20 protein-coding genes are annotated in these 22,441 nt (G+C 40.3%); 9 read left to right on the top strand and 11 right to left on the bottom strand.

The genetic code is table 11. The annotated features are described in order from the left end of the window. The first annotated feature begins 136 nt into the window (after nt 1–136). The 3 genes from ACYQ0N_RS01025 (at nt 137) to ACYQ0N_RS01015 (ending at nt 3,663) form a co-directional block, all read left to right on the top strand. The gene (locus ACYQ0N_RS01025; protein ID WP_460161633.1) at nt 137–1,648 is read left to right on the top strand and encodes a sialate O-acetylesterase; all 1,512 of its coding nucleotides are present in this window, start codon (nt 137–139) and stop codon (nt 1,646–1,648) included. Beyond that, nucleotides 1,645–1,992: a hypothetical protein gene (locus ACYQ0N_RS01020; RefSeq protein WP_460161632.1), complete on the top strand. Its 348-nt coding sequence runs from the start codon at nt 1,645–1,647 to the stop codon at nt 1,990–1,992. Before ACYQ0N_RS01025 ends, ACYQ0N_RS01020 begins: the two co-directional genes overlap by 4 nt. A gap of 78 nt (nt 1,993–2,070) precedes the next feature. Next, complete coding sequence (locus ACYQ0N_RS01015; protein ID WP_460161631.1) at nt 2,071–3,663, top strand: ABC-F family ATP-binding cassette domain-containing protein; 1,593 nt, start codon at nt 2,071–2,073, stop codon at nt 3,661–3,663. Between the two features lie 134 nt (nt 3,664–3,797). On the opposite strand, the gene ACYQ0N_RS01010 is transcribed toward ACYQ0N_RS01015, so the two are convergent. The 4 genes from ACYQ0N_RS01010 to ACYQ0N_RS00995 all read right to left on the bottom strand — a co-directional run bounded on the left by ACYQ0N_RS01010 (nt 3,798) and on the right by ACYQ0N_RS00995 (nt 6,802). Continuing rightward, nucleotides 3,798–4,142: a hypothetical protein gene (locus ACYQ0N_RS01010; RefSeq protein ID WP_460161630.1), complete on the bottom strand. Its 345-nt coding sequence runs from the start codon at nt 4,140–4,142 to the stop codon at nt 3,798–3,800. Continuing rightward, nucleotides 4,129–4,689 (bottom strand): RNA polymerase sigma factor, encoded by a 561-nt coding sequence (locus ACYQ0N_RS01005; RefSeq protein WP_177532258.1) that lies wholly within the window; start codon nt 4,687–4,689, stop codon nt 4,129–4,131. Before ACYQ0N_RS01005 ends, ACYQ0N_RS01010 begins: the two co-directional genes overlap by 14 nt. 183 nt (nt 4,690–4,872) lie before the next feature. Next, nucleotides 4,873–6,315: a hypothetical protein gene (locus tag ACYQ0N_RS01000; protein WP_460161629.1), complete on the bottom strand. Its 1,443-nt coding sequence runs from the start codon at nt 6,313–6,315 to the stop codon at nt 4,873–4,875. Further along, nucleotides 6,284–6,802 carry an RNA polymerase sigma factor gene (locus ACYQ0N_RS00995; protein WP_177532256.1) on the bottom strand — a complete coding sequence of 173 codons (519 nt, stop codon included), beginning with the start codon at nt 6,800–6,802 and terminating at the stop codon, nt 6,284–6,286. The genes ACYQ0N_RS01000 and ACYQ0N_RS00995 overlap by 32 nt, the downstream gene beginning before the upstream one ends. Before the next feature lie 294 nt (nt 6,803–7,096). Here ACYQ0N_RS00995 and ACYQ0N_RS00990 point away from each other — a divergent pair, with 294 nt between their 5' ends. Both ACYQ0N_RS00990 and ACYQ0N_RS00985 read left to right on the top strand, forming a co-directional pair. Continuing rightward, nucleotides 7,097–8,707, top strand: coding sequence for a CTP synthase (locus ACYQ0N_RS00990; RefSeq protein WP_177532425.1), 1,611 nt, complete (start codon nt 7,097–7,099; stop codon nt 8,705–8,707). Then, nucleotides 8,694–9,011, top strand: a complete 318-nt coding sequence (locus tag ACYQ0N_RS00985) for a hypothetical protein (protein WP_460161628.1) — start codon at nt 8,694–8,696, stop codon at nt 9,009–9,011. The genes ACYQ0N_RS00990 and ACYQ0N_RS00985 overlap by 14 nt, the downstream gene beginning before the upstream one ends. Nucleotides 9,012–9,067: 56 nt before the next feature. Here ACYQ0N_RS00985 and ACYQ0N_RS00980 read toward each other — a convergent pair whose 3' ends face one another. Together ACYQ0N_RS00980 and ACYQ0N_RS00975 are read right to left on the bottom strand one after the other, a co-directional pair. After that, a complete protein-coding gene (locus ACYQ0N_RS00980) occupies nt 9,068–10,048 on the bottom strand; it encodes a leucine-rich repeat domain-containing protein (RefSeq protein WP_460161627.1) in 981 nt (326 codons plus the stop codon). After that, nucleotides 10,035–10,631, bottom strand: a complete 597-nt coding sequence (locus tag ACYQ0N_RS00975) for a GtrA family protein (RefSeq protein ID WP_460161626.1) — start codon at nt 10,629–10,631, stop codon at nt 10,035–10,037. The genes ACYQ0N_RS00980 and ACYQ0N_RS00975 overlap by 14 nt, the downstream gene beginning before the upstream one ends. 201 nt (nt 10,632–10,832) lie before the next feature. On the opposite strand from ACYQ0N_RS00975, the gene ACYQ0N_RS00970 reads away from it, so the two are divergent. After that, nucleotides 10,833–12,080 carry a hemolysin family protein gene (locus ACYQ0N_RS00970; RefSeq protein ID WP_177532252.1) on the top strand — a complete coding sequence of 416 codons (1,248 nt, stop codon included), beginning with the start codon at nt 10,833–10,835 and terminating at the stop codon, nt 12,078–12,080. A 37-nt stretch (nt 12,081–12,117) separates the two neighbouring features. Here ACYQ0N_RS00970 and ACYQ0N_RS00965 read toward each other — a convergent pair whose 3' ends face one another. Beyond that, nucleotides 12,118–14,328, bottom strand: coding sequence for an AraC family transcriptional regulator (locus ACYQ0N_RS00965; protein ID WP_177532251.1), 2,211 nt, complete (start codon nt 14,326–14,328; stop codon nt 12,118–12,120). A gap of 206 nt (nt 14,329–14,534) precedes the next feature. Between ACYQ0N_RS00965 and ACYQ0N_RS00960 the strand changes: the two genes are divergently transcribed. Further along, nucleotides 14,535–17,411, top strand: coding sequence for an RICIN domain-containing protein (locus ACYQ0N_RS00960; protein ID WP_460161625.1), 2,877 nt, complete (start codon nt 14,535–14,537; stop codon nt 17,409–17,411). A 49-nt stretch (nt 17,412–17,460) separates the two neighbouring features. Here the strand turns inward: ACYQ0N_RS00960 and ACYQ0N_RS00955 are convergent, their stop codons facing one another. The 4 genes from ACYQ0N_RS00955 to spoVAC all read right to left on the bottom strand — a co-directional run bounded on the left by ACYQ0N_RS00955 (nt 17,461) and on the right by spoVAC (nt 19,579). Then, nucleotides 17,461–17,724: a hypothetical protein gene (locus ACYQ0N_RS00955; protein WP_177532249.1), complete on the bottom strand. Its 264-nt coding sequence runs from the start codon at nt 17,722–17,724 to the stop codon at nt 17,461–17,463. Then, on the bottom strand, nt 17,724–18,029 hold the full coding sequence (locus tag ACYQ0N_RS00950) for a hypothetical protein (RefSeq protein WP_177532248.1): 306 nt from the start codon (nt 18,027–18,029) through the stop codon (nt 17,724–17,726). The genes ACYQ0N_RS00955 and ACYQ0N_RS00950 overlap by 1 nt, the downstream gene beginning before the upstream one ends. A gap of 12 nt (nt 18,030–18,041) precedes the next feature. Further along, nucleotides 18,042–18,665, bottom strand: a complete 624-nt coding sequence (locus ACYQ0N_RS00945) for a hypothetical protein (protein ID WP_177532247.1) — start codon at nt 18,663–18,665, stop codon at nt 18,042–18,044. A 476-nt stretch (nt 18,666–19,141) separates the two neighbouring features. Next, nucleotides 19,142–19,579 (bottom strand): stage V sporulation protein AC, encoded by a 438-nt coding sequence (gene spoVAC / locus ACYQ0N_RS00940; protein ID WP_177532245.1) that lies wholly within the window; start codon nt 19,577–19,579, stop codon nt 19,142–19,144. Between the two features lie 525 nt (nt 19,580–20,104). On the opposite strand from spoVAC, the gene rny reads away from it, so the two are divergent. Both rny and ACYQ0N_RS00930 read left to right on the top strand, forming a co-directional pair. Next, nucleotides 20,105–21,670: a ribonuclease Y gene (rny, locus tag ACYQ0N_RS00935; RefSeq protein ID WP_177532244.1), complete on the top strand. Its 1,566-nt coding sequence runs from the start codon at nt 20,105–20,107 to the stop codon at nt 21,668–21,670. 53 nt (nt 21,671–21,723) lie between these two features. Continuing rightward, nucleotides 21,724–22,392 carry a hypothetical protein gene (locus ACYQ0N_RS00930; RefSeq protein ID WP_460161624.1) on the top strand — a complete coding sequence of 223 codons (669 nt, stop codon included), beginning with the start codon at nt 21,724–21,726 and terminating at the stop codon, nt 22,390–22,392. Nucleotides 22,393–22,441 lie beyond the last annotated feature (49 nt).

Genomic DNA, 22,441 nt, shown 5'->3' with positions numbered 1-22,441 from the left:
GGCCGTTGTGATCCCCCTCTCTATTAGCACCGTTTTTACACGGTGCTTTTTTTTGCCTTTTTATTGACAAATTCCGGTTTTTAATTCATAATATAAAAGATAATTGAAACCAGATAAAAAGAAAGGAATTAAAAGAATGATAAAAGCGGCAGCGATATTTACGGATAATATGGTTTTGCAGCGGGACAAGAATATTGAAATTTTCGGATATACGGACGAAGAGGAAATCAGCGCGTCGATAAACGAAATCAATGTTTCGGCAGAAGTAAAGGGAAACAGATGGAACGCAGTTTTTCCTCCGATGCAAGCCGGAGGACCGTATACACTGACAATAAAGGGAAGCCTTCAAACCATTGTATACAATAACGTTATGATAGGCGAGGTCTGGCTTGCCGGGGGACAATCCAATATGGAATTCGAGCTGCAAAACGAGCTTCACGGCAAAGAAACCCTTGAAAATATAAACGAGAATAACACAAACGTTAGATATTATTATACTCCTAAGCAGAATTTCATTGATGAAAATTTTTATCTTACTGAAGAAAAAACCTGCTGGCAGACTGCCGGCAGGGATAATTCAAAAAACTGGTCGGCGGTCGGATTCTATTTTGCCGATATGCTTTCAAAGAAGCTTGGAGTAACAGTCGGAATTATCGGGTGCAACTGGGGAGGCTCTTCTGCGTCCGCATGGATGAGCCGGAAATTTTTAAACGGAATTGACGAAATAGCTTCATATATAGAAGATTATGAAATGGCGGTCGCAGGAAAAACACGTGAGCAAATGATTGAAGAATACGACCGTTTCTGTGATTATGATAAGGAATGGAATATAAGGTCGCAGAAGTGCTATGCAGAAAATCCCGATATAAGCTGGGACGACGTTCAGAAAATTTGCGGCAAAAATCTTTGGCCCGGTCCGATGGGAATAAAAAATCCTTTCAGAATATGCGGTATGCATGAAACAATGATTTCCAGAATCGCCCCCTATACACTCAGAGGCTTTCTCTACTATCAGGGAGAAGAGGACGATCGCAGACCTGACAGCTATTATGCTTTGCTGCGTCGTCTTATCGAATGCTGGCGTTGGGAATGGCATGACGACGAGCTGCCGTTTATGCTTGTTCAGCTTCCAATGTTTATGTATAAGGGCGATACAGACAGAAAAAACTGGTGTAAAATCCGTGAAGCTCAGATGAGGATATTTAAAACTGTAAAAAATACCGGAATAGCCGTAATATCAGACTGCGGAGAATACGGAAACATTCACCCCATCGACAAAAAGCCCGTTGGAGAAAGGCTTTTCCTACAGGCTCTTTATCATGTTTACGGCTTTAAGGACGCGGACGCATTCGGTCCTATATACCGCACTCATAGTTACCGCGGCGACGGTATCAATATTATATTAGATAACGCTGAAAACGGTATAATGGTAATCGGAAGCCCGGACGGCTTTGAAATTGCAGGAGCAGACAAAAAGTTTTACAGGGCAAAAGCTGAAATAAACGGAAACAGTATCTTTATAAGATCGGATAATGTTAAAAAACCGAAATATGCAAGATATGCATGGACCAATTACATGGAAGTAAAAATCTTCGGAAGAAACGGCATACCGCTTGCTCCTTTCAGAACACATACGGAGGACGAATGATGGAAAGATTTGATGAATTGAAATTTTTTGCAGAAATTAAAAAACGGCCCGGAATGTTCCTCGGTTCAAAATCTATAAATCTTCTGGTTGCATATATTAACGGAATACGTCATCATGCTTATGTAAATAATCCTTATATCAGCCCTGTGCCTATTTATGATAACTTTAATGACTGGTATATGAAAAAGCATAAAATTGAAGATAAAAACGGTTACGTTATTTGGTGGAATCATATTTTATATGTTTGTGCAAATTCTGATTACCACGCATTTGATAGATTTATAAACGAATTTGAAGAGTATATTGCAGAAATCTATAATGTTAAGCTTCCTGAAGTAAAGTAATTTATTGATATGCTTGCCATAAATTATTATCTATGCTATAATAGAAATATTTACTAAAGAATCAAGTGAGGAAATTAAATGATTACAGTTTCAAATGTCAGTATGCAGTTCGGAGGATCGACTCTTTTTAAAAACGTCGATTTAAAATTTACAGGCGGCAACTGCTATGGTATAATCGGGGCAAACGGCGCAGGAAAATCAACCTTTCTGCGTATTCTCTGCGGAGATCTCGAACCGACAACCGGAGAAGTCGTTATCCCTAAGGACGTCAGGCTTTCAGTTCTAAAGCAGGATCACTTTGCTTTTGAAGAATATTCTGTTCTAGATACGGTTATTATGGGGAATGAACGCCTTTTTGAAATAATGAAGCAAAAGGACGAGCTTTACGCCAAAGAAGATTTTTCAGAGGAGGACGGCGTTTTAGCCTCCGAGCTTGAGGGAGAATTCGCCGAATTAAACGGCTGGGAGGCGGAATCAGACGCGTCTAAGCTTATTCAGGGACTCGGACTTTCCGAAGAAATCCTCAACAGCCGTATGTCGTCGCTTTCTGGTAATGAAAAGGTCAAGGTGCTTTTGGCGCAGGCTCTTTTCGGAAATCCCGATATAATACTGCTCGACGAGCCTACAAACCATCTTGACATTGACGCCGTAAGATGGCTTGAGGATTTTTTGTCCGAATATTTTGGAACAGTCCTGGTCGTATCCCATGACAGGCATTTTCTTAACAACGTCTGCACACACATTGTAGACATCGACTATACAAAAATTAAGATGTATGTCGGCAACTATGAATTCTGGTATGAATCAAGTCAGCTTATGCAGAGAATGATAAAACAGCAGAATAAAAAAGCGGAGGAAAAAATAAAGGAATTAAAGGCCTTTATAGAAAGATTCTCCGCCAACAAATCAAAATCAAAGCAGGCAACCTCCAGGCGAAAGCTACTGGATAATCTTACGGTTGAAGAAATGCCGGCGTCAAGCAGAAAATATCCTTTTATCGGTTTTACTCCCGAAAGAGAGCTGGGAAAGGAAATTCTTACAGTAAACGGCATATCGAAAACCGTTGACGGAGTAAAGCTGCTTAACAATGTAAGCTTTACTCTTGGAAGAACAGATAAGGTAGCGTTTATCGGCGAGAGCGAACAGGCTATAACAATGCTTTTCAAGATACTTATGGAGGAGGAGCAGCCTGACGAGGGCGCGTTCAAATGGGGAGTGTCAACGTCTACCTCGTATTTTCCGGTTGATAACAATAAATATTTTGAAGGCTGCGAGCTTTCTATTATAGACTGGATGAGACAATATTCCTCTGACGAAACGGACACTTATCTCAGAGGATTCTTAGGAAGAATGCTTTTTTCCGGAGACGACGTTTTCAAAAAGGTAAACGTTTTGTCCGGCGGTGAAAAAGTACGCTGCATGTTTTCAAGAATGATGCTTTTCGGCTCTAACGTGCTTGTCCTTGACCGCCCTACAAACCACCTTGACCTTGAAAGCATAACGGCGGTAAATAACGGACTTGTCAGCTTCAAGGGCGTAATACTGTTAGCGTCCCACGACCACGAAATAATGCAGACCGTTGCAAACAGGATAATCGAGATAACTCCCGAGGGCTGTATTGACCGTCAGGGAACATATGAGGAATATCTTGATTTCAAGGATAATAAATAGCATGTAATAGATAAAAGGGAGAATAAACGTATTCTCCCTTTTACTTTATTTTTTATTTGTAATGCACATTTACCATTATCTAAACGGTAATTTATTATATTGCATAAATTCGCTTTTTCACATCCGATTATCCTTTATTTCATCTCATATATGATATAATCTTCGCCTTTTTCCTTAACAACGGCAGTCTTTTCAACCTCCCTGCCGTCTACTATAAACCGTACGTTCGTTATGGTTTCCGTTATTTTATTAATAACAGCTCCATCGGTTGCGGCATTAACGGTTGTAAAGGAAATTAAAGTTGCCGCTGCAATCGCTCCGGCAACTGCAAGCTTTCTCAATTTACTCATTTTCATAATTTTAACCTCGCCTTTCATTCTTTTAAGCTTATCTCTGACAGATTTTCTAATCGTATATTTTCTTATTTTTTTGTATTCAAGCAGACGATAATCCATAATAAATGCTTTAGACCTTTTCAACGCCGTATCCCCTTTCTGTCAGATACTCCCTTATCTTCTTTCTTGCCCTGCAAAGCTTAGTTTTACTGTTTGAAAGCGTCAGACCAAGAAAAGCCGAAATCTTCTCCAGCCTCTCTCCATAGAAATAATACCGTATAAAAATTTCTCTGTCCTGCTCCTTCAGGCAATTTTCAGCAGCTTCAAGAACCATATTAACAGTTTCGGATTTTTCAATTTTTTCAAAGAAATCATCTCCCTGAACGGCTTCAAGTATACTGTTATCGCAAAAGGCATAGCTTTTATTCTCCCTTAGTCTGTTTCGCGCCAGATTAAGCGCAATCACCGACAGATAAGGCAGAAGCGGCTTATCCTCCCGCAAATTGCCTGAATTTTGCCAAAGCTTTATAAATGCGTCGCTTACAGTTTCCTCTATATCCTCCTCTGTCATTTTACCTGACAAAACGTTGTATACCACGGTATAGATATAAGCGGAATATTTTCTGATTACACTGTCGAGCGCTCCGGCAGTGTTGTTTTTTAGCTTTATGACCAAACGTTTGTCTTTCATGGGGCTTCCTCCGTTTCTGACGGCTTTCACTAATATATACACATTATATTTATAAAAGGTTACAAAAAATATTATATTTTTGCCTAACCGGCTAATTTATTTTATCCGAATAATATTAACTTATTGCATAACAAAACCGAAGCGCGTGTAAGCTGCTCCGGTTTCATTTTTATATATTATTTTTTATTCCGACACATAAATTTCCTTTACAATACCGTTTTCTATTTTTATATACGCGTTTACAACCCGCCAGCCTTGTCTGTAACTGACAAGATAATCATAGGAATCGTCTTCAAGCTCCTTTATCTTGCCGCCCCTGTCATAGAATTCATAAAAATTTTTAATAGCCAACAACTCGCTTTCAGCCATTCCGCATTGCAGATATGGTATTAAAACATCGCTGTCGCCGTCTAATATAAACGATTCGATATAAAATATATCTCCATAAAGCTTTCCATAAAACTCTGTATTTCCAAATTCCTCCCATCCATAGTCCGAAAGAATCAAATATACGCTTTCATCAGAATCCGAGCCGCCGATCATATCTTTTGTCGCTGTCTTTGAATAAATCTTTTTCTGACCAAGGTCTATTCCTCTTCCGATTAGAAAGTCTGCTGAACTGACCGTTTCCTTCCAGTACCCATAAGGAATTTCCGACATGCTTTCCGTTACGTCCTCCGCCAATGTATTAAGGAAAAAGTATTCTGATATCCATCCATCAAAAGACGCCAAATTTACCGCCGCTTCACACTTAAAAATTATATTATCTTTATAATAATCATAATAGCCTGATTCTTTAAGAGGGAACATAAAATATAAATCATAAACGTTAACGGAGCTGTCAATTACATCCTCATCTGAATATCTGCTCAAAAATTCGTTTCCGGTTTTTTCAAGACTGTCGGCAATCAGAAGATCGTCTATTAATTCAGACGCCTTGCTCAAGTAAAACGATTCCGCCTGATTGTTTTCCGTATTCGATTCAGTGACGCTTATTATATTTTCATCATTAAAGCCTTCTCCGTCGTAGCCTACTATATACTCATGGTTAGTATAAGCCTCTGAAAAGCCGTTCGATTCGCTTGTCACTCCACTGTATTCAGATTCGTTATAATTGATAACCTGTACAAAACGTCTGTAAGAAATTCCGGAGGTTTGATAGCTTTCATGATATTCCGAATAAAGGTAAAACGGAATTTCATTCTGCGGATCATAATCCTCCGAGGCGTCCCACTCTTCAGCGATCATATATGTATTAACGTTTAATTCCTCTAAAAAATCAGATTTAACCTCCTGAAAATTTTTGACGCCTGATTCATCAGTTTCTTTTCCTTCGCCGTTTTCCGACTTATTGTCAGACGCGTTCTCAGTCGAGTCAGGCAATACTCCGTTCAAGCTTGAACGCGGCTTGAATTCATTCATTATCTGAGACTTATCAAAAATAACCAGCTTAGCGGCAACGCCTATATTGAAAACTATCAGCAAAGCTATCAGAACCGGTATAAAAATCGGCCGCTTAATAACCGTTATCTCGTCCTTTTCCTCCGTCGCCCTTATAATTCTTTCCTTCAGATGTCTGTCCTGCCTGATTCCTTCAATGCTCCGGTACAATTCCTTTTTGTTCATCCTTATCCGCCTCCATTTCCAATTTAAGTTTTTTTCTTGCCCTTGAAAGCCTAGAGGTAACGCTGTTTACACCGATTTTCAGAATATCTGCAATTTCATTTATACTGTATCCCTCGTAATAATAAAGCTCCAGTACAGTCCTGTTTTTAGCCGAAAGCTCAAACACATCGATAAGTCTTACCGCGTCCTCTATCAGTCCGGAGGTAAGCTCCGCCGTTTCATCCAGCCCTACCGTTTTTCTCTGCCAGAAGCTTTTCTGAAAATCCTTGCAGCAATTGACCGCAACCCGTATCAGCCATGCCTTTTCGGCATTCTTATCCGCAAAAACCGGCGATTTATAATAGAATTTTATAAAAGCGTTCTGCACGGCGTCCTCCGCGTCCTGCCTGTTCCCAAGCCGCAGGGCGCATATTCTGTAAAGCATGGGCGAATACTCGTCATACTTATCAGAAAATTCCTCCTTTGTTAAATTAGGTTTGCTCTTCATTCCTCTCCTCCTTTCAGGCGAAATAAAACCGCCGTGAAAATGTGTCTATATAAATAAAACGAACAATTCGCAGAAAATACTGCAAAATAAATTTTTGATTTTTTATATTGTGAATAATGACTATATTTTCAATAAACTATTGCTTTTTTTACATTTTAATAGTAAAATAGAAATGATATGATTTTTATTCCCTGAATATTTTCGGGAAATAAAACTAACCGCATGGTTTTCCGCATGCGTAGAAAATTCGGCGCGCCGCTGGCCGTAAAAGCGGAAATTGAATGGAGTTTGATCATGCCTATAAAATATGTATTTGTTACCGGAGGCGTCGTTTCCGGTCTTGGTAAGGGTATAACCGCCGCTTCTCTTGGAAGACTGCTCAAAGCCAGAGGCTATAAGGTTACCATACAGAAATTTGATCCATATATAAACGTTGATCCGGGCACTATGAGTCCATATCAGCACGGAGAAGTTTTCGTAACCGACGACGGGGCTGAAACAGACCTTGACCTCGGACATTACGAAAGGTTTATAGACGAAAATCTTTCAATAAATTCAAATGTAACTACCGGTAAGGTATACTGGACCGTACTAAACAAGGAGCGCCGCGGAGATTATCTCGGAGGAACCGTTCAGGTTATACCGCATATAACAAATGAAATAAAGGAGAGAATCTATAAGGTCGGTAAGCAGACGGATACGGACGTGGTAATTACAGAAATAGGAGGAACTGTCGGAGATATAGAAAGCACGCCGTTTCTTGAATCCATAAGACAGGTTATGACCGAGGTCGGACGTGAAAACGCCATCTCAATCCATGTAACTCTCGTACCATTTATCGCAGGCTCAAACGAGCTGAAATCCAAACCTACCCAGCATTCTGTCAAAGAGCTTCTCTCACTGGGTATCCAGCCGAATATACTCGTATGCAGAAGCGAATCGGAAATCCCCGAAGATATGCTTGAAAAAATCGGCTTGTTCTGCAATGTCCGCAAAAAAGACGTAATTCAGAATTTAACCGCTCCGTCGCTTTACGAGGTTCCTATGATGCTTGAAGAGGAAGGTCTCGCCGAATGCGTCTGCGAGCATCTTAAGCTCAACAATCCCAAGCCTGACCTTGCCGACTGGATAGAAATGATAAACAGGCAGAAGGCGGCGTCAAAAACAGTGAATATCGGATTAGTCGGAAAATACGTGGCTTTGCCGGACGCGTATCTTTCCGTTGCCGAGGCTCTCCGTCACGGCGGCATAGTAAACGACGCCGATGTAAATATAGAATGGATAAATTCCGAAGAAATATCGTCTGAAACCGTCGGAAAAATGCTTGACGGCTGCGACGGAATTATAGTGCCCGGCGGCTTCGGCGACAGAGGTATCGAGGGTATGATCGACGCAATAAAATATGCCCGCGAAAACAAGATACCGTTTTTCGGAATATGTCTCGGAATGCAGATGGCGGTAGTTGAATACGCAAGAAACGTTGCGGGCCTTGATGGAGCAAACTCTACGGAATTCGCGCCGGACGGAAAAAACAGCGTTATCGACATAATGGAGGATCAGAAGGACGTTACTGAAAAGGGCGGAACAATGCGTTTGGGACTTTATCCCTGCAAGCTTGTACCAGGTTCAAGATGCGCCGATATCTACGGAGACTCTCTTATATACGAGCGTCATCGTCACCGTTGGGAATTCAATAACGCCTACCGCGCCAAACTTACGGACTGCGGTCTTAAAATAGCCGGCGTATCTCCTGACGAAAAGCTGGTTGAAATAGTTGAGCTTGAGGATCATCCTTGGTTCGTAGGAGTCCAGTTCCATCCGGAATTCAAATCCCGTCCTAATAAACCTCAGAAGCTTTTCGCAGATTTTATAAAAGCGTCGGTTATGCAGCATGAAAAAAAATAACGGACTTCAACCGCATAAGGAAAAAATAGTTCTCTCAAAAATCGACAAAATTATATTTTCTCTCGGCGCTGCCGGATATGCTATAGCTTTTTTACTTGAAATAAGGTTTTCTGCGGAAAGCAACTATATTTCGTCCGGAATAGCCGCTGCCGCAACAGGAGTATTTCTTATAGCTAAAGCGATTCAGAATAAAAAGAAAAATAAGCTTATATTCTTAAAGCAAAAGCTTGTTTTCGCTTTAACGCTAATAATCGGATTCATACTGACCGCAATGGGTATTTATTGGATTATATCCTTATTTTAAAATAGTAATTTTCAGGGACGCCGTTTTAAAAGCGGCGTCCCTTAAATTTATGTCATTCAATTATTGCTTTTATAAAGCTCCTTAGGCGTTGACGAGTATGTCCAGTCGGTTACTTCCACCTTTTCACCGTTATAATTTCTCCTGTAGACAAAAACTCCGTCGCGGCTGAAGCTTTCCTCGTCAGAAAAATAATACTGACGGAAACCCTTTTCAAAATCCGTATATAGCGTTTCCCCGATTTCTCCGTATGGAACAAGAGGTACAAACTTATAACCGTGATCAGACGCATATGTCTGCGCATAGGTTTCATAATAGCCCGACACGGTCATGCCGGACGACGTAAAAGCATTTATTCCTATGTCGGCGACGCCTGTACCGAGAGTTATATCAACTATATTATTGCAGTCAAAAAACGCGCCGGAGCAAATATATTCCACGCTGTCCGGAAAAGTAACATATTTTATATCAAAATCTCTCTGAGCCTCGAAATATGTAAAAAGATTACCGGAAATAACCCTTATGCCTTCCGGTATCTTAATATCAGATGAAGCGCCGGTATAATCATAGAGTATATCTCCGTTCAATATAACAAAATCGCCCTTCTTTTCAAGACCGTTTTCAAACGGAGAAGCATAAAACGGATAAATTCCCACATCAGTCAGCTTACCTTCTATGCTTACCTTGCTCAGGGAAAGACAGTTTGAAAACGCGGAACCGCCTATTGAAGTAACAGATTCCGGTATAACAAGCTCTGTTATAAGCTTCTGACCTATAAAACCTCTTTCGGATATAGCGGTAACGTTTTGCCCGTCAAGAGAAGCCGGCAAAGAAACGCTTCCTATTAAAGCAGTTCCTTCCGTCGCCCTTATCTTTACGCCGCCTGAGGATAATCCGGTATATTCAAACCGGCTGTCCTGCTGTGAGACAATATAAATCTCACTTTCCTCCGCCGCTGATAAATGTAATCCTAAAAAAAATGAAAACACGAAAAAGGAAACCGTAAAAACAAACGATTTTTTCAATTTAATACTGTTCATTTTCTACACAGTCCTCCTTCCGAGATTTTTTTCTGAATACGAAAAGCTTGCTGAAAAAGTAATTAAGAATAAGTATTATCACCTGAGAAAGCATCGTCCATATAAATTCATTCATCTTTTCAGGAGAACCCATAAGCTTATTGACAAAAGCGTTTGACATCAGTCCGCTCGAATAATTTATATTACCGAGGCCTAAAATTCTTATAAATAATCCTGAAAGATTTTCAACGAATATAAAAGTTATAAGCATGTCCAGAAGAAACGTAATCCCCCTGCCCATATAAAACGAAACGGCTTCCCTGACAACCTGTCCCGCGTTTTCCGTTTTACTCTTAAATACATACTTCTTATTTGTTATAAAAGCAAAGGTTATCGCGGTTATCTGCGCAATTGCCGTCGCTATCATCGCAGCTCCGCTTATTTCGCCAAGAAGCATTCTTGAGCCGAATCTTGCTATATAATAAACGAGCGTCGTAAGCGCGCCGAAAAATATATAAGTCAGCGCTTCCTCATATTTTATAAAAATTTTCCTAAGCCTTTCCGAAAATCCGGAAGCGGCTCTTTTACTTGATTTTTCAGACATTTTATTCTCCTAAAATTACTTTTACACATAGTTTTTCCGGTATTGATACGCCGTTTTTACTCAGCCCTTTATATAATAACATATTTCTAAGAAAAATCCAAGTATTTATTATAACCACATTTTATAATTTCGCTATTGAAAGTTTTATATAATTATGATATTATATAAAATGAGAGTTTTTACATAAATTCAGGAGGAAAAATGTATAAAATTTTAATTATAATAATTTTGATTATCATGTCGGCAGTCTTTTCAGGAAGTGAAATGGCGTTTTCCAGCGTAAATAAAATCCGTTTAAAAAATTACGCCTCGCAGGGAAACAAACGTGCCGAAAAGGCTCTGAAGATAGCAAATAAGTTTGACGACGCCCTAACAACAATACTCATAGGCAACAATATAGTAAACATACTGTCCACATCTATAAGCACGGTGCTTTTCACACAGATTCTGGGTTCCGGAGGAGTAGGCGCGGCAACCGTGGTCATGACGATACTTGTGCTTATTTTCGGTGAAATAACTCCTAAATCATATGCAAAAAGCCATGCGGAAAGCGTCGCGCTCTTTATGGCAGAGCCGCTTTGGATTCTCATAAAGCTTATGACTCCGGTAGTCTTTTTCTTTAAAATACTTCAAAATTTCATGAAGCCTAAAAATGAACAGCCTACGGTAACCGAAGACGAGCTAAAGTATATGATTGAGGAAATCGAGGAACAGGGCGTTCTTGAAGAGCAGGAAAGCGATCTGGTGAGATCTGCACTTGAGTTTGACGAAATTACAGTCGATGAGATTTTAATACCGAGGGTAAACGTAGTCGCAATAGAACGCAACGAGGATTTCAATAAAATAAAAGAATTATTTCTGACTGAAATGTATTCGCGTCTGCCCGTCTATGAAAAAAACGTTGATAATATTATAGGCGTAATAACAAACAAAAGCTTTTTCAGACTGATGGATGAAAATAAGGAGGATATAACGGAAATTATACAGGATATTATTCATCTTTCCGATCTAAAGCTTATAAGCGAGGCGCTGAAGGAAATGCAGAAAAACAAAACGCATATGGCTGTAGTCCTCGATCAATACGGCGGAACAAAGGGTATAATTACTATGGAGGATATAATAGAAGAGCTTGTAGGCGAAATCTATGACGAAAACGACGAGATAATTAATAATTTCATTCAAACCGGCGAAAACGAATATGAGGTTTCAGGAGAGCTTAATATAAGCGATATGCTGGAGAACTTAAATTTGCCTGATAACGTAATTGAAAGCGCCGGCAATACGATAGGCGGATGGGTAATGGAGCTTCTCGGGCATGTCGCAAAGGAAGGCGAAACGGCTCAGAGCGGAGCATTCAAAATGCACGTTATGTCCGTCAAGGAACAGAAAATCCAGAAAATACGGCTCACTATACTGACAGATCCGGAAAATGACGAAAATAATGAATAAAATCAGCCCGTTCTAAATGAACGGGCTTTTTATCTTCTCAAAGCTCGCCCTTTCTGTATTGAGTGGGCGTCATGCCGGTTTCCTTTTTGAATTGCTGCATGAAATAAATCTCGCTTTCATATCCGCACATCACCGCTATTTCCGCTACGCTGCTTCTGTCAGTGACTAAAAGCCTTCTTGCCAGCGCTATTCTCGCCGTGATAACGTCCTTCATGACGCTTACTCCAAATTCGCGTTTATAGAGCCGCTGAAAATATGCGCGGCTCAACGCCATAGACTGAGCCATATCGTCCACGCTCCACTTTTTTTTCGGATTTTCATATATACGCTTTCTCAGATCGAAAAAGCCTTTAAGATAAGTCGTTTTCCTTTTGCCTTCCATACGCTTTCTTTTAACAGTTTCATTCAAATTCCTTATTATATCCGAGAGAGCTAAGCCGTCTCCCACCTCGCCGCAATAATAACCGGCGTCAAGAATTATATTCATTCCGCTTTCTATAAAAGATCGATTCGACGCGCAATATTTTTTTATAACGGCTATATGCTCCTCTGCCGCGCCGTTTTTATAATCCATGCTTCCTATAATATAAAAATTATCGTCTCCGCAGCGGCAGCATATTTCATTGCCGCGGCAGCTACTGTTTACAGCGTTCGCTACCGTTATAATTATATCGTCTCCGAAGCCGCAGCCCAATTCAAGATTTATGTCGCTGAGATTATTTATATCTATCGCAATCATCATGAATTTTTCCTTGTTTATTATCGCCTGCTCATACATTTCAGAAGACAATTCCTCAAAGCCGCGGCGATTATATATACCGGTAAGAGGATCTCTCACCGCCGTAAGGTGTATGCGTTCACTGAAACGCCTTATATAATTTCTTATTCGGATTGTTTCTATAGCCACGCTGACGTTATCGGTCCACGTCCAAAACTGTTTGTCAAAGGAATACTGACCGTTACAGAATTCAACCGCTGCGAAACCGAACCGCCTGTCTTTAAAGTGCAGCGGAACAAAATAATATGCCGACGGATTTTTCCCTCCGCATATATCCGAGAACGCCTTGTCAAGCGGCATGATACTATACCCTCCGCTATCGCCGGTAAGGTGAAACATTATTATATTTTCAGAATATCCATTTACGCTGTAGCCTCTCCTTCCGGTATTGTTTATACCGTCCCAGTCGTCGCATATGCAGACGTAAAGCTCCTTCAGTCCTCTTATAAGATATGTAAACCCGCTTAATACTCCGGCAAAATCCTGTAAATTCTCCTGCTCCGAAATCTGCTGCATCATATTGCTTGACTGAAGCAGATCGAAATATTCCATCTGTTTTGCAAGCTCTTTCCTATACCATTTAAACATACGGCTTTCAGATTCGCCGCATCCGCAGCTTCCCCCGGTCTCTACCGCTTCAATATGAAGCTCATACTGCTCGCATACCTCCCCTGTAATTCTTTTATGCAGCAAGCATACGGTTTTAATGCCCTGATTATAATTTATATCAGACATAGCCGTTACAGTAGGCGTATTAAGAGCGTTGCCCGTATACGAATCGAAGCCTGCAACCGCAATTTCCTCCGGAACTCTTATGCCTCTTTCAATCAAAGCGTTTGTAAGACTTACGGCCATGCCGCCGTTAGCGCAGACTACCGCCTCCGGCTTTTCTATTTTACCGAAACAAATAGCTTCCGCAAGCTCCTCGGCGGATTTTTCCCAGAAATCCCCGTAAAATTCCCAATCTCTTTTAGCCGGTATACCGTGCCTTCTCATTGCGTCCCGATAGCCCTCAAGCCTATTTTCCGACTGATGACAGCCCTTATATCCGGTAAGGCAATATATCTTTTTCAGCGAATGAATTTCAATCATATGAGATACGAGCCTGCTGAAAATTTCACGGTCGTTCCATATCCTGAATTCACTGCCGTCATACTTATCCATTTCAACATACGGCAATCCTGATCCGCGGCATACGGACGTTATTTTTTCCTTTACTTCCCCTTTCCTAAACGATTCCGAATATATTATTATTCCGTCAGCCTTATCGGGATCAAAAAGCTCGAATATATTTTCTTCTCCCGTCTGGAAGGGATAGTCAATATCATGATTGGAAAACATAGAATAAGCCATGACGTCATAATTCAAGATATTTGCCTGTCTTATGATCCCCTCCATGATCTTGCGGTTATATTCAGACTGAAGATCCGCCATAAGCACGGCAATACGTTTCCTATTTTCATCACCCAAATCAAGCCCTCCCCGCATTATTCTATAATTATATAATAGCTAATATTTATAGCAATGTCAACAAAAAAATCCAAACGCAGAAAAACATTTCATGAAAAAAGTCATAATATATTAGTTAATATCATTTTTTTCGATTGTTTCCCCAATAAATTCATGATAAAATATAAACGATTAAAGTCAATGGCTATTTATATCGGGAGGGAATTATGAAAAAGTTTAAATCCATTTTACTTTCATTAATAATGGTCTTTACGGCTGTTTTCGGATTTTTTCCGCAAGCCTTAAATCATGTAACATCGGCGGACGCGCTTTCTTATCCGATGCAGGCGGTAAATTTCTCCGCTTTTACAACCGACCGTAACCTTAATTTATCCGGAACCGCACTCGACGCAAAAAAAGCCTCCGGATCCGTTACGGAGAACTGGAGTATAAATTATATTTCAGAAGGCGTATACAATATTTGCAGCATGTCCGACGGTCAATATTTGACCGCGGGACAGAACGGGCTTACAGTATCTCCGGAAGACTCTGTAAGCGCCCGGTGGAATATAACAGGAACCGATAAGGATTTCGAGGGTTATTATCTTTATTATAAAATAACAAATATTTCAACCGGAAAAGCTATTACATATTATCAAAATTCAAACGCCGTTTCTCTTGCAGATTATACAGGCGACGGAGCACAGAAATGGAAGCTCAATTGTTACGGTCTTAACGGATTTGCCGCAAACTGCATGGTAAATGAGGGTGAAAAAGCCTGCGCAATCGGAGGACTGCTGGGCAAAACCGTTTATGTCGGCAATGCTGAAGATCTAAAAAACGCAATGGATTCGGCAGAGCCTCTCACTATTGTAGTAAACGGAAACATTGATTGCAGCAGCATGGGATATCTGAGAGTAAGAGATAACAAAACGGTCGTAGGCTCTTATCAGGCTAACAGAATTCAGGATTGCATGATAAGAACAAATAACGAATACGGCAATGAGGGCGACGAACCCAGCGATAATATCATATTCAGAAATATCGACTTTGAAGCATGGAAAAATGAAGATAAAATACTGATACAGATATGGTCGTCAAGAAATATATGGATAGATCACTGTACATTCAACAGTACCTTGCCGAAAAACAGAGACGAGGTCGGAAAATTCATTTGGATAAATACTCCTTATGAATCCTATATGGACGCAAAGGACAGACTTCGCAGTCCGGATTATATCACCCTTTCATACAACACATTTACAAACAGATACTGGACCGTCGCTTACGGAACACAGAATACCGAAACCGGACGCTGCCGCACATCAGTTATGTATAACGTATGGGATTCATGTATAAGACGATGTCCTCAGGTCGGAAACGGCAGTCTGCACACCTACAATAATTTCCACGTCAGAAATACGACCTCCGAAGAAAACGACGGCAATTGTCAGATTATCTGCGGAGAAGGCTCCACTGTTTATTCTGAATCAAACCGTTTTGAAAAAATGCAAAAGGAATCCAGCGGATACTGGGATCAGGAGGTTTCGATAGATTCAAACGCTTCATTTGCCGACAGCGGATCGTTTACCGATAAAACAGAAAACGGAGACGGGACACCTTATGAACTGACAATCAGCGGAGATTATAAAAAAACCGCATGGCGTCCATCGTCCAATTACGGTTATACTCTTCTATCCGCTTACAATCAGAGCGGAGAAAACGACGTTAAGGATTTTTGCATGAATTATGCCGGAACGGCCGTTTCTCTTGCCGAGCTTAAATATATATCCGATGAAGAATTTTCTTCTATTATAATCAAAACTATAGAATCTCCGTTTTTAAAAGAAAGTTTCGATTCAGAATACGCAGCGGAAGAATATACTCCCGCGGTTTTAAGCGAAGGCGCAGTATACATGATAAAAAATATTAACAGCGGACTTTATATGGAGGTCCAAAACGGCACGGCAGAGGACGGTGCCAACGTTCAGCAATGGGGCGCGGATTCCGCCGCTTCTCATAACACCTGGCGCGTTTTATCCGCCGGCGAAGGCTATTATTATCTTTACTCACAGATTGGTGATAAAATAACCTATCTGCTTGACGTAACAAACGGAAGCGCGGATAATGGAACAAATATTCAGATTTACAGCGATACCAAGGCGGACGCACAGCAATTCAAATTTATCAGGAATAACGAAGGATCATACTGCATACTTACCAAGGCTTCGAACGACAAAAGCTGTATTGCGGTATCCTCCGCTTCGGAAAGCTCCGGGGCAAGTATCGTACAATGGTCTGTTAAAAACAGCGACGCCTCACAGAAATGGGAATTAATTCAGGTAGAAGATACAGGCTGTAAAATGGATATATCAAAATTATATATGTTCAAAAATTCAAACAGCGGACTCTATATGGAGGTCCAAAACGGCGCGGCAGAGGACGGCGCCAACGTTCAGCAATGGGGCGCGGATTCTCCTTTATCGCATAACACATGGACTTTAAAGGAATTCGGAGGCGGCTATTACTATATTATATCGCAGCTTGCCGACGGCAGGACATATTATCTGAATATCGCCGGAGGAAGCGGAGAAAACGGCGCAAACGCTGAAATTCTCACAAATAATAAAACAAGCTCTCACCTCTTTAAATTTGTAAAAAATCCGGACGGTACATATTATATACTTACCAGAGCATCCAAGGACGCAGCCGCAATTGAAACGGCAAATGCCGATAAATCAAGCGGAGCTAACATTAGTCAATGGACGGTAAACGGTAATAGCTGTCAGAAATGGCTTGCAGAAGAGCATGTTATCGCTACCGTTACTACAACATCAGTACCTGTTACAACAACCTCAACGGTTACTACTACGATTTCCGTTCCGGCTACGTCCGGCGAAGAGTCAGACGGCCATATCAAGGGCGATATAAATTTTGATGAAAAAATTTCTGTCGCCGATCTCGTTCTGATTAATAATTATTTAACGGGAAAAGAGCAATTTACATACGATCAATATTCAGTTTCAGACTTAAACAATGACGGTTTTATCAATATATTCGACGTTATAAGCCTAAGAAGAATTATTCTCGGAAAAACCGATTAATAAAAAATCCGCACAGCTTCACTTTGTTCTGTGCGGATTTTTATTGCCTTTATTTAATTTGAAACGTACCGTTTCCGGCGCCGCCGGAACCTTCAATAACCGTTCCGTCCTTTAATATGTAGGTTCTCGAAAACGTATAGCTGCGGCTTTCCAGCTTATCCGCCCTATCTTCTCCTACAAGCGAAATCAGCATTTTATCCTCCTTATTTTCAGCAAGCATACCGCTAACTATACAGGTCATTACCGCGGAAACAACGCATGTAACTATAACTACGGCAATAAAAACAACAGTTTTTTTAACGGACATTTTCATCAGTCATCATATCCTTTCAAAAATTCTGAAGCAGGCACAAATTTCCTTCCGTTCCAGTAATAAACCTCAGTACCTTTGATCTTACGGGTTTCACCGTCCTTAAAACTGTATTCCGATTCAAATTCAAATTTCATTTCGCCCAGCTCGTCTGTTGAAATCCCTCTGCCTGAAAGAAATTTCTCAGCCCGCTTTTCTTCCGAGTTAAAATATTTCCACAATAAAGACGTAGCTATAATGACCGCCGCATTTATCAGAATAACAAGTATTATCAAAAACGCCGCTTTATAGTTTAATTTGGCTTTCATGAAATCACCCCGTTAACCGTTATCGGAAATCGTTCCGGAGTCAGTACATGTAATCTTAAACGTACCGCTGCTGGACTGAACAGGTATATTTACATTATAAAAATAATAATTTACCTGAGCATAAGCTTTCCCCGACTTAATATACCCATTTGATTTTGATTTGATAAACCTTTCGCATCCCACGTTAGAAGCCTTATCAACATGATAAGCCGTCATACTGCTGCACTGAACATAGCTCCATAGACCGGAGGTATACCAGTCAAAGCTGGCGCATATGTAAACGGTTGAAAAATTGCTTGCGTCCGTCTGACGCGTAACGGTATTGCTTCCGTTTGCAGACCGAGTCATATTTTCAGTGACCGTTAAAATATCGTGCGCAACCGTTCCGTCCTCTAATCTGTAGGTTCTGCTTAATTCATAAATATTGCTTGCCGGATTTGTAAATTCCTCGCTCAAAATTTCGGCATTTTCAAATTGCTCTGCCTGTTCGGCCGCGATAGTAAAACCGCTGTCAGTAGTGATTTCCATAATCTCCTGAGAAGCTTCCGCGGTATTTTCGGCGCTTACATTCACACAGCCTATAAATGAACCTAAAGCCATTGCCGCCGCCAATGCTAATGATATGCCTTTTTTCATAATAAACCATCTCCTGTTATTTATTCTGTTAATATATTAGCAATATTATTTGTATATTATATTAAAAAATTGTTAACATTTATGCGCTATTTTATGAATATTTTTTGAACTTTAAAACTTTATTCTTTATTATTTTTGTTTTCGGATTCAAAAATGAATATACCGCTGAAATCAATAACAGAAACTTCATTATCGGAGATATATTCCTTGGCTTTTTTTTCCTCCAATTTCAACGAACGGCAAAAATATGTAGTAACAATAATTATAGCGGTATTTAAAATTATTCCAAATATTACCATAAAAAATGTTTTGATTTTTTACTCTTTTCCATTCTAAATCCTTTCTTTTTTTATTTTATTATTAATATTGTTTTAATTATTATAGCATATTCGAAGATATAAAATGTTAACAAATTGTTAAAATTAGTTATCTTACAATAAAAAATATTAAAGCCGACTATTTTAGTCGGCTTTTTTCTATTTCACAAAAAGGTAATAAACAAGACCGTAAATAACAGACGCGGTTGTGCCGTATAATATTACGGGACCGGCAATCGTAAATATTTTAGCTCCAACTCCCAGAATAAAGCCCTCTGATTTCGATTCCAGCGCAGAAGATACGACTGCGTTTGCAAAACCGGTTATAGGCACAAGTGTTCCCGCTCCCGCATGCTTGGCGATTTTTTCATATAAACCGAATCCGGTCAATATAGCGCTTAAAAGAATAAGGATAATTGAAGCCCATGCGCCTGCGGACTCCTTGGCGCATCCGAATTTAGTGAAAATATTCAAAAAAATTTCGCCTAATGTACATATAGCTCCTCCGATAAGAAAAGCCACAGGAACATTTACCCAGCTTCTCGAATTAGGAGAAGCCTTTTTGCTCATTTCGCTGTATTCCTTTTGTGTTACCATATTTTTCCTTCCTTTCCGCCGCATACGCATATGCGGTTATCGTTATTAGTTTTTCCTTTATGATCCCTTATTATACATAATTCGTTTAATCTGTAAATTGACTGATATATTTATAATACTACTATTATAATGCCTGATTTTTCCGAATTTAGTCGAAAATATGTTCAAAATCATAAATATTTTGTAAATAGCAGTCTGACCGCAAAATATAGCTTGACAATTCTCTAAAAAAAGTATAAAATAAATGTATTGTATAAATTTGCACAATTATTACTGCGGCTTTTTATGCGGCTGTAATTAAATCATAGTTTTTTATATGAACAAAGTCCTGATATTTATTATAACCACTACATCTCAGCACAGTTCCGGCAATGGGGCTGATTTCCGTTAGTTACGGAATAACGTAAACTAAGATTTACGTTGAAAATAAAAATATGAATAGAATTATGGCAACATTATCCTGCCGGAGTAATCAAGTTATTGTACAATTTCTATAACTAATTCAAAGGAGGTAATGTGCGGGCAATGAATACTACTATTGCAATTATTTGCTGTGTGGCAGCATTTATAGTCGGCGCTGCGGCGGCAGGCTTTATCTGTTTTAAGCAGGGAATCGCTTACAGACAAAAGCAGGCTGAATCTATTATGGGTTCCGCGGAAAAGGAAGCTGAAAGACTTCTTGCCGACGCTGATAAAGAAGCCGAAACAAAGAAAAAGGCCGCTCTTGTTGAAGCTAAGGACGAAATCCATAAGCTGCGTTCCGACGCTGAAAAGGAGCTTAAGGACAGGCGTTCGGAGGTTTCCCGTCAGGAACGGCGTATACAGCAAAAAGAAGAAACCCTTGATAAAAAAAACGACAACCTGGAGCGTAAAGAAGAAATCCTCCAGAATAAAATCAAAAATGCGGAAGAGAAGCTCAAGGAAGCTGAAACCATTAAAAAAAGCCAGATGGATATCCTTGAAAGAATCTCAGAATTTACAAAGGATCAGGCTAAGGAATATATCCTTGAAATGCTTGACGGAGATCTTGTTCATGAAAAGGCGGTTAAGATTTCTAATTATGAACAGCAGATAAAGGACGAATGCGACGAAAAGGCAAGGAGCTATATATCTCTGGCTATTGCTAAATGTGCCGCAGAGCAGGTTTCAGAAGCGACCGTTTCAGTCGTTCCTCTTCCGAACGATGAAATGAAAGGCCGTATTATAGGCCGAGAAGGACGAAATATCAGAACCTTTGAAACCCTAACCGGCGTAGATCTCATAATCGACGATACTCCGGAGGCTATAACGCTTTCCTGCTTTGACCATGTAAGAAGAGAAGTCGCCAGAATAGCCCTTGAAAAGCTTATTTCAGACGGCAGAATACATCCTACTCGTATCGAAGAGATGGTTGACAAAGCCAGACGCGAGGTTGAATACAGAATCAAACAGGAGGGCGAAAGAGCCGTTCTTGAAACAAATGTCCACGGTATCAATCATGAGCTTATCAAGCTTATCGGACGTCTGCGGTTCCGTACCAGCTACCGTCAAAATGTACTTAACCACTCGATTGAGGTTGCGCAGCTTTCAGGAATACTTGCCTCAGAGCTGGGCGTAGACGCTAACCTTGCAAGACGCGCCGGACTTCTTCATGATATAGGCAAGGCGCTTACTGCTGAAATTGAAGGCTCGCACGTTCAGATAGGCGTAGACGTATGCCGTAAGTATAAGGAAAACCCTGAGGTTATCCATGCGATTGAAGCTCATCATAACGACGTTGAGCCAAGAACGGTAATAGCCTGCATAGTCCAGGCCGCCGACGCTATATCGGCCGCAAGACCGGCAGCAAGAAGCGAAAACTATGAAAACTACATAAAACGTCTGCAAAAGCTTGAAGAAATCTGCAATGCCTACGAGGGAGTGGACAAGTGCTACGCCGTTCAGGCAGGACGCGAGGTAAGGATCATGGTATGTCCCGAGGTTATCAACGATGAACGTATGGTTATCGTTGCAAGAGATATTGCAAAGCAAATCGAAAGTGAAATGGAATACCCGGGTCAGATTAAGGTAAATATGATCCGTGAAAGCCGCGCGGTTGATTATGCCAAATAAACTACAGCCCCTGTGTTTACACAGGGGTATATTTTTTACAAGGAGAAAAAATAATGGCAGGCGTCGTAATACATTTAGCGGCTGCGGACGCGACCTATGACATGCTGGGAATCAAGCGTTTGCCGCTTTATTATGCGGGAAATATAGCTCCGGACTGTATCCATGAAAGAAAGAATTATGTGCGTGAAATGAAAAAGTATACGCATATGCGCAGCGGGATACCCGATTGGGATTTTCTCAGTCCTGAAAATCTGAATCTGTTCCACAGCAGACTAAAAGACTTTGCCGACGATTACTGCAATAAAAACGAAGAAAGAGATCTTTACAAAGGCTATCTTGTTCATCTGATAACTGATGAAATCTTTATTAAGACAATTAGGGAAAAGTGCGCCGCCGAGGCTATGAAATATGGTATCAGTCAGAAAGATAAAGAATTTTTCGGATTTATGATGCGCGAACTTAACGGAGGCGACGCTATTACGGCTAAGCGTTATCCCTTTAAAAACGATCCGGTAAATATGCTGAAACAATCATTCGGCTGCCGTATTAAGGATTATATCTCCGGCATTGAAATAATAAACGGTACAAAATGGATAACAGAAAATTATTTTTCCGGATTTTCTGATTTTGAATCTCCTCTGATTATGAAATATGAAAACATAATATCTTTCATAAACCTCTGCTGCTCTGAAATCCCTAAAATACTTAACATGTATTTATAAAGCCATTGCTGTTATTTGTGGAAATTGCACAACTCCAAGCTTGTTTATT

The sequence above is a fragment of the Ruminococcus sporogenes genome (genome assembly GCF_054655175.1).
This window is presented reverse-complemented; position numbering and strand designations above follow the sequence as displayed.

What these genes read in the sequence shown, in the direction of transcription:
- ACYQ0N_RS00955 (WP_177532249.1), bottom strand. Translation starts at nt 17,724, where the DNA reads ATGAAAATGTCCGTTAAAAAAACTGTTGTTTTTATTGCCGTAGTTATA.
- ACYQ0N_RS00990 (WP_177532425.1), top strand. Translation starts at nt 7,097, where the DNA reads ATGCCTATAAAATATGTATTTGTTACCGGAGGCGTCGTTTCCGGTCTT.
- ACYQ0N_RS00980 (WP_460161627.1), bottom strand. Translation starts at nt 10,048, where the DNA reads ATGAACAGTATTAAATTGAAAAAATCGTTTGTTTTTACGGTTTCCTTT.
- ACYQ0N_RS01000 (WP_460161629.1), bottom strand. Translation starts at nt 6,315, where the DNA reads ATGAACAAAAAGGAATTGTACCGGAGCATTGAAGGAATCAGGCAGGAC.
- ACYQ0N_RS00960 (WP_460161625.1), top strand. Translation starts at nt 14,535, where the DNA reads ATGAAAAAGTTTAAATCCATTTTACTTTCATTAATAATGGTCTTTACG.
- spoVAC (WP_177532245.1), bottom strand. Translation starts at nt 19,579, where the DNA reads ATGGTAACACAAAAGGAATACAGCGAAATGAGCAAAAAGGCTTCTCCT.
- ACYQ0N_RS01025 (WP_460161633.1), top strand. Translation starts at nt 137, where the DNA reads ATGATAAAAGCGGCAGCGATATTTACGGATAATATGGTTTTGCAGCGG.
- ACYQ0N_RS00950 (WP_177532248.1), bottom strand. Translation starts at nt 18,029, where the DNA reads ATGAAAGCCAAATTAAACTATAAAGCGGCGTTTTTGATAATACTTGTT.
- ACYQ0N_RS00945 (WP_177532247.1), bottom strand. Translation starts at nt 18,665, where the DNA reads ATGAAAAAAGGCATATCATTAGCATTGGCGGCGGCAATGGCTTTAGGT.
- ACYQ0N_RS00975 (WP_460161626.1), bottom strand. Translation starts at nt 10,631, where the DNA reads ATGTCTGAAAAATCAAGTAAAAGAGCCGCTTCCGGATTTTCGGAAAGG.
- rny (WP_177532244.1), top strand. Translation starts at nt 20,105, where the DNA reads ATGAATACTACTATTGCAATTATTTGCTGTGTGGCAGCATTTATAGTC.
- ACYQ0N_RS01015 (WP_460161631.1), top strand. Translation starts at nt 2,071, where the DNA reads ATGATTACAGTTTCAAATGTCAGTATGCAGTTCGGAGGATCGACTCTT.
- ACYQ0N_RS00970 (WP_177532252.1), top strand. Translation starts at nt 10,833, where the DNA reads ATGTATAAAATTTTAATTATAATAATTTTGATTATCATGTCGGCAGTC.
- ACYQ0N_RS01020 (WP_460161632.1), top strand. Translation starts at nt 1,645, where the DNA reads ATGATGGAAAGATTTGATGAATTGAAATTTTTTGCAGAAATTAAAAAA.
- ACYQ0N_RS01005 (WP_177532258.1), bottom strand. Translation starts at nt 4,689, where the DNA reads ATGAAAGACAAACGTTTGGTCATAAAGCTAAAAAACAACACTGCCGGA.
- ACYQ0N_RS00995 (WP_177532256.1), bottom strand. Translation starts at nt 6,802, where the DNA reads ATGAAGAGCAAACCTAATTTAACAAAGGAGGAATTTTCTGATAAGTAT.
- ACYQ0N_RS00930 (WP_460161624.1), top strand. Translation starts at nt 21,724, where the DNA reads ATGGCAGGCGTCGTAATACATTTAGCGGCTGCGGACGCGACCTATGAC.
- ACYQ0N_RS00985 (WP_460161628.1), top strand. Translation starts at nt 8,694, where the DNA reads ATGAAAAAAAATAACGGACTTCAACCGCATAAGGAAAAAATAGTTCTC.